Source organism: Stenotrophomonas sp. 05L413, from assembly GCF_056397945.1.
This window is the reverse complement of record NZ_JBFTOL010000004.1, coordinates 575256-589827: the sequence shown is the minus strand read 5'-3', so window position 1 is coordinate 589827 and position 14572 is coordinate 575256. Positions and strand designations below refer to the sequence as shown.

Annotated in this window: 11 protein-coding genes; 1 reads left to right on the top strand and 10 read right to left on the bottom strand. The window is 67.2% G+C overall.

The genetic code is table 11. The features are described 5' to 3' along the window. Positions 1-10: 10 nt before the first annotated feature. From AC1DIQ_RS11835 to AC1DIQ_RS11820, 4 genes are all read right to left on the bottom strand, one after another. On the bottom strand, positions 11-2188 hold the full coding sequence (locus AC1DIQ_RS11835) for a carboxy terminal-processing peptidase (protein ID WP_121039882.1): 2178 nt from the start codon (positions 2186-2188) through the stop codon (positions 11-13). 238 nt (positions 2189-2426) lie between these two features. Then, complete coding sequence (gene lipA, locus AC1DIQ_RS11830) at positions 2427-3440, bottom strand: lipoyl synthase (RefSeq protein WP_121039885.1); 1014 nt, start codon at positions 3438-3440, stop codon at positions 2427-2429. An 18-nt stretch (positions 3441-3458) separates the two neighbouring features. Next, entirely contained in the window at positions 3459-4166 is a 708-nt protein-coding gene (lipB, locus tag AC1DIQ_RS11825) for a lipoyl(octanoyl) transferase LipB (RefSeq protein ID WP_121039888.1), read from the bottom strand. Then, positions 4154-4432 carry a DUF493 family protein gene (locus AC1DIQ_RS11820; RefSeq protein WP_121041243.1) on the bottom strand — a complete coding sequence of 93 codons (279 nt, stop codon included), beginning with the start codon at positions 4430-4432 and terminating at the stop codon, positions 4154-4156. The genes lipB and AC1DIQ_RS11820 overlap by 13 nt, the downstream gene beginning before the upstream one ends. A 193-nt stretch (positions 4433-4625) precedes the next feature. Between AC1DIQ_RS11820 and AC1DIQ_RS11815 the strand changes: the two genes are divergently transcribed. Next, positions 4626-5690, top strand: a complete 1065-nt coding sequence (locus tag AC1DIQ_RS11815) for a lipid A deacylase LpxR family protein (protein ID WP_478050085.1) — start codon at positions 4626-4628, stop codon at positions 5688-5690. Positions 5691-5749: 59 nt separating this feature from the next. Here AC1DIQ_RS11815 and AC1DIQ_RS11810 read toward each other — a convergent pair whose 3' ends face one another. The 6 genes from AC1DIQ_RS11810 to mrdA form a co-directional block, all read right to left on the bottom strand. Continuing rightward, a complete protein-coding gene (locus AC1DIQ_RS11810; protein ID WP_152152282.1) occupies positions 5750-6967 on the bottom strand; it encodes a D-alanyl-D-alanine carboxypeptidase family protein in 1218 nt (405 codons plus the stop codon). Positions 6968-7074: 107 nt separating this feature from the next. Beyond that, a complete protein-coding gene (locus AC1DIQ_RS11805) occupies positions 7075-8391 on the bottom strand; it encodes a septal ring lytic transglycosylase RlpA family protein (protein ID WP_478050084.1) in 1317 nt (438 codons plus the stop codon). Further along, positions 8388-9533, bottom strand: coding sequence for a lytic murein transglycosylase B (mltB, locus tag AC1DIQ_RS11800; protein WP_478050083.1), 1146 nt, complete (start codon positions 9531-9533; stop codon positions 8388-8390). Before mltB ends, AC1DIQ_RS11805 begins: the two co-directional genes overlap by 4 nt. Before the next feature lie 601 nt (positions 9534-10134). Then, positions 10135-11235: a rod shape-determining protein RodA gene (gene rodA / locus AC1DIQ_RS11795; RefSeq protein WP_461770297.1), complete on the bottom strand. Its 1101-nt coding sequence runs from the start codon at positions 11233-11235 to the stop codon at positions 10135-10137. Positions 11236-11401: 166 nt separating this feature from the next. Continuing rightward, positions 11402-12514 (bottom strand): rod shape-determining protein RodA, encoded by a 1113-nt coding sequence (gene rodA, locus AC1DIQ_RS11790; protein ID WP_121039906.1) that lies wholly within the window; start codon positions 12512-12514, stop codon positions 11402-11404. After that, complete coding sequence (gene mrdA, locus AC1DIQ_RS11785; protein ID WP_121039909.1) at positions 12511-14571, bottom strand: penicillin-binding protein 2; 2061 nt, start codon at positions 14569-14571, stop codon at positions 12511-12513. Before mrdA ends, rodA (AC1DIQ_RS11790) begins: the two co-directional genes overlap by 4 nt. Position 14572 lies beyond the last annotated feature (1 nt).

Below are 14572 nucleotides of genomic sequence, written 5' to 3'. Positions count from 1 at the left end.
GCCGTGGCGGTCAGTCCGCCCAGCGGCCCACACCGGTCGACTGCGGCAGCACCTGGGCCGACAGCGGGCGGTCGGCTTCCAGCAGGTTGACCGCATCGGCCAGGATCGCGGCCGACTCGCGCAGCAGCGGATCCGGACGCTTTTCGGCCGCCTTCTCACGGGCGGCATCCTTGACGATGTCGCGCTCGTTGCCGGTCAGGCCGTCGTCATTGCTGTCATCGGCCAGCGGATCCAGATCCAGGCCCAGTTCCTTGCGGATGGCCTGGCGGTCGGTGCGCTGCTTGTCCTGCTTCTCACGCTCGGCGCGGCGCTCGGCCTCGTTGAGCGAGATGTACTTCTTGGCCTTCTCGGCGCGGAACTGCTCGACATCCTCGTTCCACCACTGGAATTCCTTGTCGGCAGCGATGCGCGTGTCGTGGCGGCTTTCCAACTTGGGCAGCAGCGGGCCGAAGTTGCCGTACTGGGTGTGCGGCACGGCGGCGATGCGGGTCCACGGCAGCGCGTTGTCGTAGGTGCTTTCGCCGTACTCGCTGGCGTCCACGCTGGCCGGGAAGGCCAGATCGGGCACCACACCCTTGTGCTGGGTGCTGCTGCCGCTGACGCGGAAGAACTGGGCAATGGTCAGCTTGACCTGGCCGAAGCGCTGGGTCTCGCCACTCGGCCAACGGTCGAGGTCGACGATGTTCTGCACTGTGCCCTTGCCGAAGGTGGTCTCACCGATCACCAGGCCACGGCCGTAATCCTGGATGGCGCCGGCGAAGATTTCCGAGGCCGAGGCCGAGCCACGGTTGATCAGCACGGCCAGCGGGCCGTCCCACGCCACCACTTCGCTGCGGTCGCTGTTGACGGTGACGCGGCCACCGGACTCGCGCACCTGGACCACCGGGCCCTGTTCGATGAACAGACCGGTCAGTTCGATCGCTTCATCCAGCGAACCACCGCCGTTGTTGCGCAGGTCCAGCACCACGCCATCGAGTTTGTCGGCCTTGAAGCCGGCCAGCAGCTTGGCCACGTCGCGGGTCGCAGAGGCGTAGTCGGCGGCGTTGCGGCGGCGGCCTTCGAAATCCTGGTAGAAGGTCGGCAGCTTGATCACGCCCACCTTGCGCTCGGGCTCCCCATCCTTGGCCGGGATGGTCAGGGTCTCGCCCTTGGCGGCCTGTTCGGCCAGACGCACCTTCTGGCGGGTCAGCACCAGGGTGTGGTGCTTGCCGTCGACGCCCTCTTCGGCCGGAATGAACTCCAGGCGGACCTGGGTATCGCTCTTGCCGCGGATCTTGGCCACCACATCATCGATGCGCCAGCCGATCACGTCTTCCAGCGGACCGGACTTGCCCTGGCCCACGCCGACGATGCGGTCGCCCGGCTTCAACGTGCCGTTGACGGCGGCCGGACCACCGGCGATGACCTCGCGGATCACCACCATGTCGTCCTGGCGCTGCAGCTGCGCGCCGATGCCTTCCAGCGACAGCGACATCGCCTGGTTGAAGTTCTCGGCGGTGCGCGGAGTGAAGTAATCGGTGTGCGGGTCCACCGCGCTGGTGTAGGCGTTGAGGAAGAACTGGAACACGTCCTCGCCCTTGAGCTCATTGACCGACTTTTCCAGCGTGGCGTAACGCTTGTCCAGCGTCTTGCGGATCTCGGCCGGCTGCTTGCCGGCCAGCTTCAGGCGCAGCCAATCGTTCTTGACCGACTTGCGCCACAGATCGTCCAGCTCGGCGCTGCTCGCGGCCCACGGCACGTCCTTGCGGTCGTACTCGAACTTCTCATCGGTGCTGAAATCGAAATCCGTCTTGAGCAGCTTGCGCGCATAGCCGACACGCTCACCGACGCGCTGCTTGTAGACCGCGAATACCTGGAACGCCGGCTCCAGCTCGCCGCCGCGGATGGCGGTGGCGATGTTGGCCTCGAACGGGGCGAAGCGGGTGATGTCGGCCTGGGTGAAGAACTGCTTGCTGCTGTCGAGCGACTCCAGGTAGCGCTTGAAGACGTCCTTGGAGGTCGCGGCATCGAGTGCACGCGGCCGGTAGGCGTATCGGCTGTCCGAAAGCAGTCCGTAGACCAGCTTGGAGGTGGTCACCTGGTCGGCCGTGGCCGCCGAAGGCAGCGCGGGCGAATCGGCGTAGGCGGCCAGTGCCATCGGCGCGGTGAGCGCCAGGGCCATCAGGAATGCGGGGGCTTTGAATTTCATGGACTAGCTCGTGGCACCTTGCCAAGGGAGAGACTGCGTGCATTACAGACACCACGACAGTGCCGAAAGTTGCCGCGTTTGTCACCGGGGCCTTCAGCCTACCGAGGCCGTTGGAGAAATTTGTGAATACCGGGGAGAACGGCGGGCAGGCACAGGCCTGCGGCCATCCGCGGTTCAGGGCCGCGGCCGGGGAAAGACGGGAGGGATTGGCAGAACGGGCCCCGAAGGGCCCGCTGGATCAACCGGCGACGCCGGCGTCGGCCGCCTGGCGGTCGGCGTGGTAGGACGAGCGCACCATCGGCCCGGAGGCGACGTGGCTGAAGCCCAGCGCATTGCCGTACTCCTCCAGCGCCTTGTACTCCTCGGGGGTCCAGTAACGCAGCACCGGGTGGTGATGTGCGGTCGGCTGCAGGTACTGGCCGATCGTGATCATGTCCACGTCGTGCTCGCGCAGGTCGCGCAGCGTGGCCTGCACCTGCTCCAGGGTCTCGCCGAGGCCGAGCATGATGCCGGACTTGGTGGCGATCTCCGGGTGCTGGGCCTTGAACTTCTTGAGCAGGGTCAGGGACCACTGGTAGTCCGCGCCCGGGCGCACATTGCGGTACAGATCCGGCACGGTTTCGATGTTGTGGTTGAACACATCCGGCGGGTTGGTCGCCAGGATCTCCAGCGCGCGCTCCATGCGGCCCTTGCCGCGGAAGTCCGGGGTCAGCACTTCGATCTTGGTCTTGGGCGACTTGGCACGGATGGCACCGATGCAGTCGGCGAAGTGCTGGGCACCGCCGTCGCGCAGGTCATCGCGATCCACGCTGGTCACCACCACATACTTCAGGCCCATGTCGGCCACGGTCTGGGACAGGCTGGCCGGTTCATTGGCGTCCGGCGGCTTGGGCCGGCCGTGGGCGACGTCGCAGAACGAGCAACGGCGGGTGCAGACCTCACCGAGGATCATGAAGGTCGCGGTGCCGTGGCTGAAGCACTCGTGGATGTTGGGGCAGCTGGCTTCCTCGCAGACCGTGACCAGGCGGTTCTCACGCAGCTTGGCCTTGAGGTTCTGCACGGCGTTGCCGGAGGGAATCCGCACGCGGATCCACGACGGCTTGCGCAGCACCGGCACGTCGGCGAACTGCACCGGCGAGCGGCCGATCTTGTCACCGCCGATCTGTTTGACGCCCGTCTGCAACGGGGCGGCGGACGGCGTGTCGCCCTGCACAACCTGCAGGGGAATGAGGCGAGCGGTGGTTTCAGTCATGGCCTTGGTCGGCGGCGTTCACGCCGCGTCAGTCAAATCGGGTAGTTCAGCGGCCGGCTCGAGGTCCAGGCCGAACTGGCGGGCCAGATGGCCCAGCAGCACCGGCGTGACGGCCGCCATGCCGGACGGTCCCCCCAAGTCTACCACCGAGGTCACCTGCAGCCCTTGATAGCCACAGGGGTTGATCCGGCGGAACGGTTCCAGGTCCATGGCCACATTGAAGGACAGGCCATGGAAGGTGCAGCCGCGGCGGACGCGGATGCCGAGCGCGGCCACCTTGGCCCCGCCCACGTAGACCCCGGGCGCGCCCTCCAGGCGCTCGGCGCCGATGTTCCAGTCGCCCAGGGTGTCGATGATGGCCTGTTCGATGCGGCACACGTAGTCGCGCACCCCGATGCCCAGCCGCCGCAGCTGCAGCAGCGGATAGATCACCAGCTGGCCGGGGCCGTGGTAGGTCACCTGGCCGCCGCGGTCGACATGAAGAACCGGAATATCGCCGGGGGCGAGCACGTGCTCGTCCTTGCCGGCCTGGCCCAGGGTGAACACCGGGTCGTGCTCGACCACCCACAGTTCATCGCGGGTGGCATCGGTGCGGGCATCGGTGAAGCGCTGCATGGCGTGCCAGACCGGGGCATAGGGCTGGCGGCCGAGGTCACGCACGATGGCCGGTTGCGGCGCCCGGTCGCCCGGGGCCGCGGCAGTCGCGCAGCTGGCTACAGCGTCCACTTCACTTCCGGGTGGTCGCGCAGCGCGTTGTGGGCGGCATCGTACTGTTCGCGGTTGTCGGCCTTGAACACCAGTCGCACGGACACGTACTTGCCGTTGGACGAGTGTTTCCAGCTGACCCGTTCGGTCAGTACTTCCAGGCCGGCGAGCTCGAGCAGGCGTGGCAGTTCGCGTTCCAGGTCGTTGCCGGCCGCGCCCATGGCGCTGAGTTCGAACTGGCCGGGGAACTGGAAGCCGTGGTCGGGGTTGTCAGACTTGATCTCCATGACCCGGATTATGGGGATGCCTGCGCCCGAACCCAAGCGCTGCTTGATCGTGCGCACAGCGGTACCGAACGGCACGTGAAAAGGCCTGTATCGCCGCTGATATGCAGCAGTGCGTGCGCAGCGCTGGTCACGACATCACGCTCTGACTACGCTGTATCGGCTTAAGAAAGCATAAATCCCTGTCTGGTATCCCATGTCCTTCAAGCCTTTTGCGCTACCGGCCGCACTCGCCGGTGTCCTGGCCCTGGCCGCGCCTGCTGCCCACGCCGCCCCCCAATGCGGGCCCGATGCGATGCGCGAGCACCCGCCGCAGATCAATGTCCGCGTTGACAACGACCTGTTCGGTGGCAAGGACCAGGATCAGGGCTATACCAACGGAGCCCAGATCACCTTCGTGTCGCCGAATCTGGTGGATTACACCGACGATCCCTGTCTGCCGCGCCTGGCGCGCTGGGTCAACAGCCACCTGGAGCGGCTGCACCCGGGCCAGTACGAGCAGCAGAACATGATCTTCAGCCTGGCCCAGGGCATCTTCACCCCCACCGATTTCACCCGGAAGGACCTGATCGAAGACGACCGGCCGTATGCGGGCGTGCTGATCGGCAGCTTCGGGTACAACGCACGCCGCGGCGACCGGCTGCAGACGACGCAGCTGGCGGTGGGCGTGGTGGGGCCGTGGGCGCTCGGCGAGGAGGTGCAGAACGCGGTGCACGAGCTGCTGGGCGACGAGAAATTCCAGGGCTGGGACAACCAGCTGCACAACGAGCCGGTGTTCATGCTGACGCACGAGCGGATGCGCCGGTGGCCGGCCGATGCCAGCGAGAATCTGGGGGGCTGGGGCTGGGATGCGATCAGCCATTACGGCGGCGCGGTGGGCAACCTGGCCACGCACGTCAATGCCGGTGGTGAAGTGCGCTTCGGCTGGAAGCTGCCGGACGATTTCGGCAGTACGCCGCTGCGCCCCGCCGGTGAGAACACGGCCCCGACGCGCGGTGGCAAGCCGAGCGGATGGTCGTGGCATCTGTTCGCCACGACCGATGCAGCGTGGGTGATCCGCGATATCACGCTGGACGGCAATACGTTCCGCAACAGCCACAGCGTGGACAAGCGCGCGGTGGTGGGCACGGCCGGCTATGGCCTGGCGGTGATGCGTGGCCGCTGGAAGTTCGCGCTGGCGCGCTACCACAGCACGCGCGAGTTCGATGGGCAGCGCGAGGCGCCGGTGTTCGGCAGCTTTACGATCAGCCGGTCGCTGTAACGCCAGAAATGAAAAGACCGGCTTTCGCCGGTCTTTTTTCTTAGTGCGGTCGAATCGGATTACTCCGATTCCCACCACATCCAGAAGCTGTCCCACAGGCGCTTGAAGAAGCCGGCTTCTTCCACGGCGGCCACGGCCACCAGCGGGGCCTGGGCGACGACCTGGTTGTCCAGCATCACCTTCAAGGTACCGACCTGCTGGCCGGCGGTGAACGGGGCTTCGAGGGTCTTGGGCACATCGATGCTCGGCTTGAGATCGTTGTAGCGGCCACGCGGGACGCTGACCAGCATCGGCTGGGCCACGCCCAGCTGCAGCGTGGCGGTCTTGCCCTTCCACACCTTATGCTCGGCCACGACCTTGCCCGGCTCGTACATGCGGTGGGTTTCGAAGAAGCGGAAGCCCCAGTTGAGCAGCGCCAGGCTGTCATCGGCGCGCTGCTTTTCCGAGCCGCCACCGAGGACCACGGCGACCAGACGCTGATCACCCCGCTGGGCCGAACTCATCAGGCAGTAGCCGGCTTCGGAGGTATGGCCGGTCTTGATGCCGTCCACGCTCTGGTCGCGCCACAGCAGCAGGTTGCGGTTGGGCTGGGTGATGTTGCCGACGGTGAATTCCTTCACCTTGTTGTAGGCGTAGGTTTCCGGGTAGTCACGCACCATCGCGCGACCCAGCAGCGCCAGGTCGTAGGCGGTGGTGTGGTGGCCCGGGGCGCTCAGGCCATGGGCGTTGACGAAGTGGGAATCCTTCATGCCGATCTTGGCGGCATAGCTGTTCATCAGCGAGGCGAAGGCCTCTTCGCTGCCGGCGACATGTTCGGCCAGGGCGATCGCGGCATCGTTGCCGGACTGGATCGCCATGCCCTTTTCCATGTCTTCCAGGCGCGCGGTCTGGTTGACCGGGAAGCCGCTGTAGCTGCCGTCGGTGCCGGCGCCGCCCTCGCGCCAGGCGCGTTCGCTCATCATCACCTGGTCGTCGGTACGGACCTTGCCGTTCTTGACCTCGGCGGCCACGACATACGAGGTCATCACCTTGGTGATGCTGGCCGGGGCCAGTTGTTCGTGCACGTTTTCACCGGCCAGGACCTGCCCGGTGGCGTAATCCATCAGGATCCAGGCCTTGGAGACGCTGGGCTTCGGAGCCGGCGGCGTGGCCACGGTGGCCGGTGCGGCGGCGGCGGGAGCAGGCGCCGGTGCCGGGGTCGGCAAGGGGGTCTGGGCGGAAACCATGCCCACGAACAGGGTCGTGGCCATGGCAGCGGCGGCAAAGCGGAATTTCATCGGACAGCAAGCTCCTGGAGGGGCGCCAAGGGGTGGATGAGGGATAACGGGCATTGTAGGCCCAAGGAGCGGCGGCACGCGCTGGCGTGCCGCGGGCAGCGGAAGGCTCAGTCCTTCACGATCTGCGGCGCCCCGAAGCCCAGACCGGCAATCCGGCCGGCAAGTTCCGAGGCACTGGCGTGGTCGGGGGCCGGCACGCGCAGGCGCCACAGGGTGCGCCCGCCACTGACGATGTCACTGATGCTGGCCCCGGCGATACCCGCCGAGGACAACTGGCCAAGCGCGCGGGTGGCGTTGTCGCGGCTGGCGAAGCTGGCGACCTGCAGCAGCACGCTGCCGAGCACCTGCTGGGAGAGCGTCGCACTGGGCGCCGGTGCCGGGCGCGCTGCAGGTGCGGCGGCGGGCAAGGCGGCCACCGCGACCGGGGCGCTGTTGACGCTGGCGGCCTGGGTGGTGGCAGGCTTGCCGGTCGCCACGCGCACGCCGTTGTCGCGCATCCAGTGATCGAAGTTGTCGGCGTTGCCCGGCTTGGCCGAGTCGGCCACGCGGTAGCGGTACTGCTCGCCGGCCGGCTTGGCGGCGGGCGTGGCCGTGGCGGCCGGCAGCTTGCCGACCAGGGCATCCATATCGCTGGCGCGGCGTGCCGCGGCAGCGCTGGCCGTGGTGGCGGCTGCCGCAGCGGCGGCGACCTCGCGGCGCTCGCGGCGGCTGGGCTTGTCGGCCAGCAGGTTGTCATCCCCCGGGGCCAGCGCGCGTACTTCAACGTTGCCGGTGCCACGCTGGGTGATGCCCAGGCGCACGGCGGCGGCATAACTGAGGTCGACCACGCGGCCATCGTGGAACGGGCCGCGATCGTTGACCCGCACGATCACCGATTCGCCGTTGTCCAGGTTGGTGACCCGGGCGAAGCTCGGCAGCGGCAGCGTCTTGTGCGCGGCGGTGAAGGCGTACATGTCGTACACCTCGCGGTTGGAGGTCAGGCGGCCGTGGAACTTGGCGCCGTAGTACGAGGCGGTGCCCTTCTCGGCATAGCCGCGGGTCTTGTCCATCACCTGGTATTGCTTGCCCAGCACCACATACGGCGATTTGTTGCCGATCGGCGAGCGCGGCAGATCGACCACGTCCGGCTCGGGGATGCAGGCCACGTTCGGGATGTAGGTGGGGGTGCTGTCATTCACGCCGGGCTTGTACAGGCCGCCGGCGCGGTAGTCACCGCGCGTGCTCGGATCTTCCGCGGCCGCCTTGTAGGGCGACCCGTCAGGACAATGCGCCGGGCGTCCGCCCTTGCCCTGCACCACCGCGGCGGACGGTTTGCTGCTGCTGGCGGTGCTGCCACCCGGTTTCTTCGGCGCACTGCTGCAGGCGGCCAGTGCCAGTATCAACAGACCCGGGATCAGCCATCTGGAGCGTGCGATCGTGTTCATGCCGGCGGCAACTCCTGTCCGGCGATGGCCTGGGACAACTGGTACACGGCCATCGCGTACATTTTCGAGAGGTTGTAGCGGGTAATGGCGTAGTAATTCTGGAAGCCCAGCCAGTACTGCTTGCCGGTGCTGCCTTCCAGCGTGATCGGGGTCGCGGTCAAGCCGGCCGCGACCGGGACGCTGGGCTGGTAACCGCGCTGGGCCAACTGGGACAAGGTCCAGGTCGGCGCCCATTCGGTCGGATTGAATTCTTCACGACCGGCCTGCAGCCTGGCCGGCACGGCAACCGGGCCACCGCGCACCCAACCGCCCTTCTTGACGAAGTAATTGGCGATCGAGGAGAAGACGTCGTCGTAGCTGTTGAACAGATCGCGACGGCCATCGCCGTTGCCATCCACCGCATAGTCCAGATAGCTGGACGGCATGAACTGGCCCATGCCCATCGCGCCGGCGTAGCTGCCCTTGATCGCAGTGATGTCGAGCTTCTCGTCGCGGGTCAGCGCGAACAGGCGCGCCAACTCGTCGCGGAAGAACAGCTCACGGCGCACTTCGCGCTCCAGCTTGGCCGGATCGCCGCTGCGCGGGTACTTGAAGGCCAGCGTGTACAGCGCATCGAGCACACGGTAATTACCGGTATTGCCGCCGTAGCTGGTTTCCACGCCGATGATCGCCACGATCACTTCGGCCGGCACGCCGGTGCGCTGCTGCACGCGCATCAGCTCTTCGCGGTGCTGGGCGAGGAATTTCTTCCCCCCCTCGATCCGCGCCTGGCTGATGAACATCGGCCGGTATTCGTTCCACGGTTTGACCCGCTCGGCCGGGCGCGACATCGCGGCGATGATCGGATCACGGATCTGCGCCTGGGCCAGGGTTGCCTGGATCTGCGCGGCGGGAATCCCGTAGCGGGCGGCGGTGTCACGCACGAAGTTGGCGCGGGCCACCTCGAAGGGCACCGGGGTCAGATCGACCGGGGCGGCATTGGCACCGGCGGCTTCGGGGGCGGCTTCGGCGGGCCCCTTGCTGCCGGCCGCCGGCGTAACCGGGACACCCGAGGCCTGCGGCGTCGGTGAAGGAGTCTGCGGCTGGGTCGCACAAGCGACCAAACCGAGCGTGAGCATGCAGGCCAGGGAGCGTCGAATCATCGCGGCAGGTTAGCAGGTCATGGATGAATTAAAACCCCTAAGACCATGAATCTCAACGGATTGCCTGAGTTTCTTCGCGACCGTTAAGCCCGCGTGTAGAGAGGCCCTGCCTCCCCTGCCCATTCATAGTCTGACGAAGGTGCCGTCGCCGTCTCGAACGCGCGGCGATCCGGCAAGGCGCATGGCTGGCTCACCGCAGCCGCCCGGCGAAGGGCCATCGAGCAACGCACGTCTCACTTTGGAGAAAGATGCAGAACGCACAAGAGGTCCGCCGGTTGCGTCCCCATCCCCGCAGACGCAACCGGCCAAACCGGACCCGATCGGCAGCGGCGCGGCGCGCATCTCCCCAGCGCGTGCCTCGCCCCTCTGCCTGTTGGGTCAACTACTCCCCGCCAGACTCCCCCTCCGCGATGCTTGGCTCAGCGCGTCGTTGTTGGCGGGCCGCCATTGTGCAGGCCGTTTACGACAAGTCCATTGATCGAGATCAAGTCACTTCATATCTGTGCGCCACTTCTCACTTTTATCTCCGCGCGTTGACAACGTTTGCACCTGAAACCGTTTTCGTGTGCTTGGGGTGCGCAATCGCGGCCGCACCGGCAACTCACGTCGCGTGCACCGGCTGATGCTGGCGCGCCGCCATCACCAGCCCGAAGCTGGCCAGCAGTGAGACCGCCGAGGTGCCGCCATAACTGATCAGCGGCATCGGCACGCCGACCACCGGCAACAGGCCGGAGATCATGCCGCCGTTGACCAGTACATAGACGAAGAACACCAGGCCGGTGGTGCCCACCAGCAGGCGCGAGTAACCACAACGCGACTGGCTGGCGATCCACAGGCAGCGCGCAGTGACGAACAGGAACAGGCTGAGCACCACCGCCACGCCGACCCAGCCGAACTCCTCGGCCAGCACCGAGAAGGCGAAATCCGTGGTGTATTCGGGCAGGAAATCCAGCGTGGCCTGGGTGCCCTGCCCCCAGCCTTTGCCATGCAGGCCGCCCGAGCCGATCGCGATCTTGGACTGGATGATGTTCCAGCCGGTGCCCAGCGGATCGTTCTCCGGATACAGGAAGGTCAGCACGCGATCCTTCTGGTATTGCCGCAGCAGGCCGAACCAGGCCAGCGGCGCGGCCACCGACAACCCGCCCAGCGCGACGGCCATCCACCACCAGCGCAGGCCGGCCAGCAACAGCGCGAATACCCCGCTGGCGGTCACCAGCGTGGCGGTGCCCAGGTTGGGCTGCAGCAGGATCAGCACCGCCGGGCCGCCGATCAGCAACGCGGCGGTCAGCACCGCGCGCGGCCGTGGTGGCAACGGCTGCTTGTGCAGGTACCAGGCCATCATCATCGGCAGGCTGAGCTTGAGCAGCTCGGAAGGTTGCAGGTAGAACACGCCCAGGTTCAACCAGCGCTGGCCGTACTTGCCGGTGCCGACCACATACACGGCCAGCAGTGGCAGCAAGGACAAGGTGTAGATCCAGGGCGACCACGCGCGCAGCGTCACCACCGGCAGCCGCGACAGTCCCCACAGCGCGGCAAGCCCGGCGCCGTAGCGCATCGCCTGCGCATGCACGGGCCCGTCCACGCTGTGCAGGACGGCCAGGCCGGCCACCATCAGCAGGCACAGCGCGCCCACCAGGGGCAGATCCAGGGTGCGGAAAAAGAAATGGAACACGGCGCGTGCGCGCTGCAGTAGTTCGACCATGCGGACGACTCCTGTGGATGACGCGACGCACAGCAGGAGGCGACACGGCGAACAGAAAGCGGACCCGCTAGGCGGGCCGGCGCGAGCGCAGGACCGTAACACGCGCGGGCGACGCAATCCTTAGCCGATACGTACCGCCGGGCCACGGCGCACGCATCGCGTGCGCTCAGCCGTAGCCGCCGTGTACTGGATTGTGGCGACGCACCGCCATCACCAGCCCGAAGCCGGCCAACAGCGAGACCGCCGAGGTACCGCCGTAACTGATCAACGGCATCGGCACGCCGACCACCGGCAGCAGGCCGGAAATCATGCCGCCGTTGACCAGCACGTAGACGAAGAACGCCAGCCCGGTCGCGCCGGCCAGCAGCCGCGAATAGGTATCGCGCGACTGCGAGGCGATCCACAGGCAACGCCCGATCACCACCAGGTACAGTGCCAGCACGATCGCCACGCCGATCCACCCGAACTCCTCGCTGAGCACGGAGAAGGCGAAGTCGGTGGTCTGCTCGGGAATGAAGTTCAGGTGCGACTGCGAGCCCTGCCCCCAGCCCTTGCCATCGAAGCCACCCGAGCCGATCGCGATCTTGGACTGGATGATGTTCCAGCCCGCGCCGAGCGCATCGCTTTCCGGATCCATGAACATCATGATGCGGTCCTTCTGGTAAGGCCGCAGCAGCCAGAACCAGGCCACCGGCGCGGCCGCGGCCACACCGCCGACCGCCACGCCTACCCACCACCAGGGCAGGCCGGCCAGCAGCAGCACGAACGCGCCGCTGGCAGCGATCAGCACACCGGTGCCGAAGTCCGGCTGCAGCATCACCAGCCCGGTCGGCACGCCGATGATCACCGCACTGGTCAGCACGGTGGAGAAGCGCGGCGGCAGCGGCATGCGATGCAGATACCAGGCCACCATCATCGGCAGGCTGACCTTGAGCAGCTCGGCCGGCTGCAGGTAGAACACTTTCAGATCCAGCCACTGGCGGCCGTACTTGCCGGTGCCCAGCACGAACACGGCCAGCAACGGGATCATCGAGACTGCGTAGATCAGCGGCGTGGCCGAACGGATGCGCAGGATCGAGATCCGCGAGATCGCCCACATCGCGCCCAGGCCAACCGCGAAGCGCGCCCCCTGGGCGAACACCAGGCCGTCGCCTCCGGCGCTCTTGAGTACGGCCAGGCCCATCAGCATCAGCGCGGCCAGGGCCAGGCACAGCACCCAGTCCAGCGAGCTGCTGAAGCGGACGGCCATGTCGACCGCCCAGCGCAGGAAGACCTTCATCGTGGCCGCTCCGGTGCGGTCGGGGGTGGAGTGGCACTGGGGACGGGTGCAGCGGGGTCCGGCGCGGGCGCAGGCGCAGGCAGGCCCACCACCACCGGCATCAACTCCAGCGCAGCCACGGCGGCATCGCCCGCCTCGCGCACGGCGCCATCGCCGCCATCGAAGGCGGTGATGCCGATCGCGGTGGTACCGCGCTCGCTGTCCAGCGGCTCCAGGCCGTCGGGCATCTTGCCCAGCAGCCAGGCATCGAAAATCTTGCGTGCGATCGGTGCAGCGGCCGAGCCACCGTAACCGCCGCCTTCGACCGCGATCGCCACGGCGATCACCGGATGGTCGGCCGGCGCGAAACCCACGAACAGCGCGCGATGGCGCAGATGCAGCGGCAGGCTGCGCGGATTGACCGCCGCCGTACCGCGCCGGCTGATCACCTGTGCGGTACCGGTCTTGCCCGCCATCACGTACGGCGCGCCCGCGGCTGCCCGCGCGCCGCTGCCGCCCGGCTGCATGGTGCCCATCATGCCCTCGCGCACCGCCTGCAGATTGCCCGGCGTAGGGCTGATCGGCTTGCTCTCGCCCGGCGGCGTCGCCGTCCAGTCGGCATCGAAACCGGCGCGCTGCTGCATCACCAGGTGCGGCTGGCGCAGCTGGCCATCGGCGATGCCCGCCACGCCATGCACCAGCTGCAGCGGGGTGACCTTCCAGTCGCCCTGGCCGATGCTGACATTGACCGTATCACCGGGATACCAGCGCTCTTTGCGTGCCTTGAACTTGGCCGCCGGCGAGGGCAGGATGCCGCCGATCTCGCCGGTCAGATCGATGCCGGTCGGTGCGCCGAACCCGTAGTAGCCCATGTAGTGGTCGAAGCGATCGATGCCCAGATCCAGCGCCAGCCTGTAGTAGTACGTGTTGACCGACTGGGTGATCGACTTGCGCAGATCGGTCCAGCCATGGCCGCCACGGTTGGCATCGCCCCAGCCGCGCGAGGTGCCCGGCAGATAGAACATGCCGGTGGACAGGATCTTGTCTTCGGGCTTGCGCACGCCACTGTCCAGGCCGGCCAGGCCGATCAGCGGCTTGATCGTCGAACCCGGCGCGACGCCACCCAGGACCAGGCGGTTGAACTGCGGCCGCGAGGGATTGTCGTTGAGCGCCTTGAAATCGGCATGCGAGATGCCGTTGACGAACAGGTTGGGGTCGTAGGACGGCAGGCTGACCATCGCCAGCACTTCGCCGGTGCGCGGGTCCATCGCCACCGCCGCACCTTCGAACTCGCCGAAGGCGGCGACCATCGCGCGCTGCAGATCGGCATCGATGGACAGCCGCAGATCGCTGCCCGACTGCGCCGCGACCCGGCCGATGGTGCGGATCGCGCGGCCCTGCACGTTGGTTTCGACCTGCTCGTAGCCGACCTTGCCGCGCAGCTGCTGCTCGTAATAGCGCTCCAGCCCGGACTTGCCGATATGGGTCAGCGCGGCATTGCCCTCGCCCAGCATCTCCAGATCCTTGTCATCGACCCGGCCGACGTAGCCGATGATGTGCGCGAACAGATCGCCGTACGGGTAGCGACGGGTCAGGTACGGCTCCAGCTCCACGCCGGGGAAGCGCCAGCGGTCCACCGCAAAGCGCGCCATCTCCTCATCGGTGACACGCAGCTTCAGCGTGACCGGCAGGAAACTGCGACGTGCCTTGCGCGACTTGTTGAAGGTCTCGATGTCTTCCGGGCTCAGCGCGAGGATCTTGGACAGGCCCGCCAGCGTGGCGTCCATGTCCTTGACCTTGTCCGGGGTGATGTCCAGGCGGAACGCCGGCACGTTTTCGGCCAGCAGCCGGCCGTTGCGGTCGTAGATCATCCCGCGCCCCGGCACCACCGGCCGCGGCTTGATCCGGTTGGCCTCCGAGCGCGTGGCGTAGATGTCGTGGTCCATCACCTGCAGCTTGAAGTACCACCCTCCCAGGCCGAACAGGCATACCAGTACACCGAGGAAGCCCAGCGCGGCACGGCGCCGGAACTGTTCTGCCTCGGCATGCGGATTCTTGGCCTGGCGGCGCATGTACATG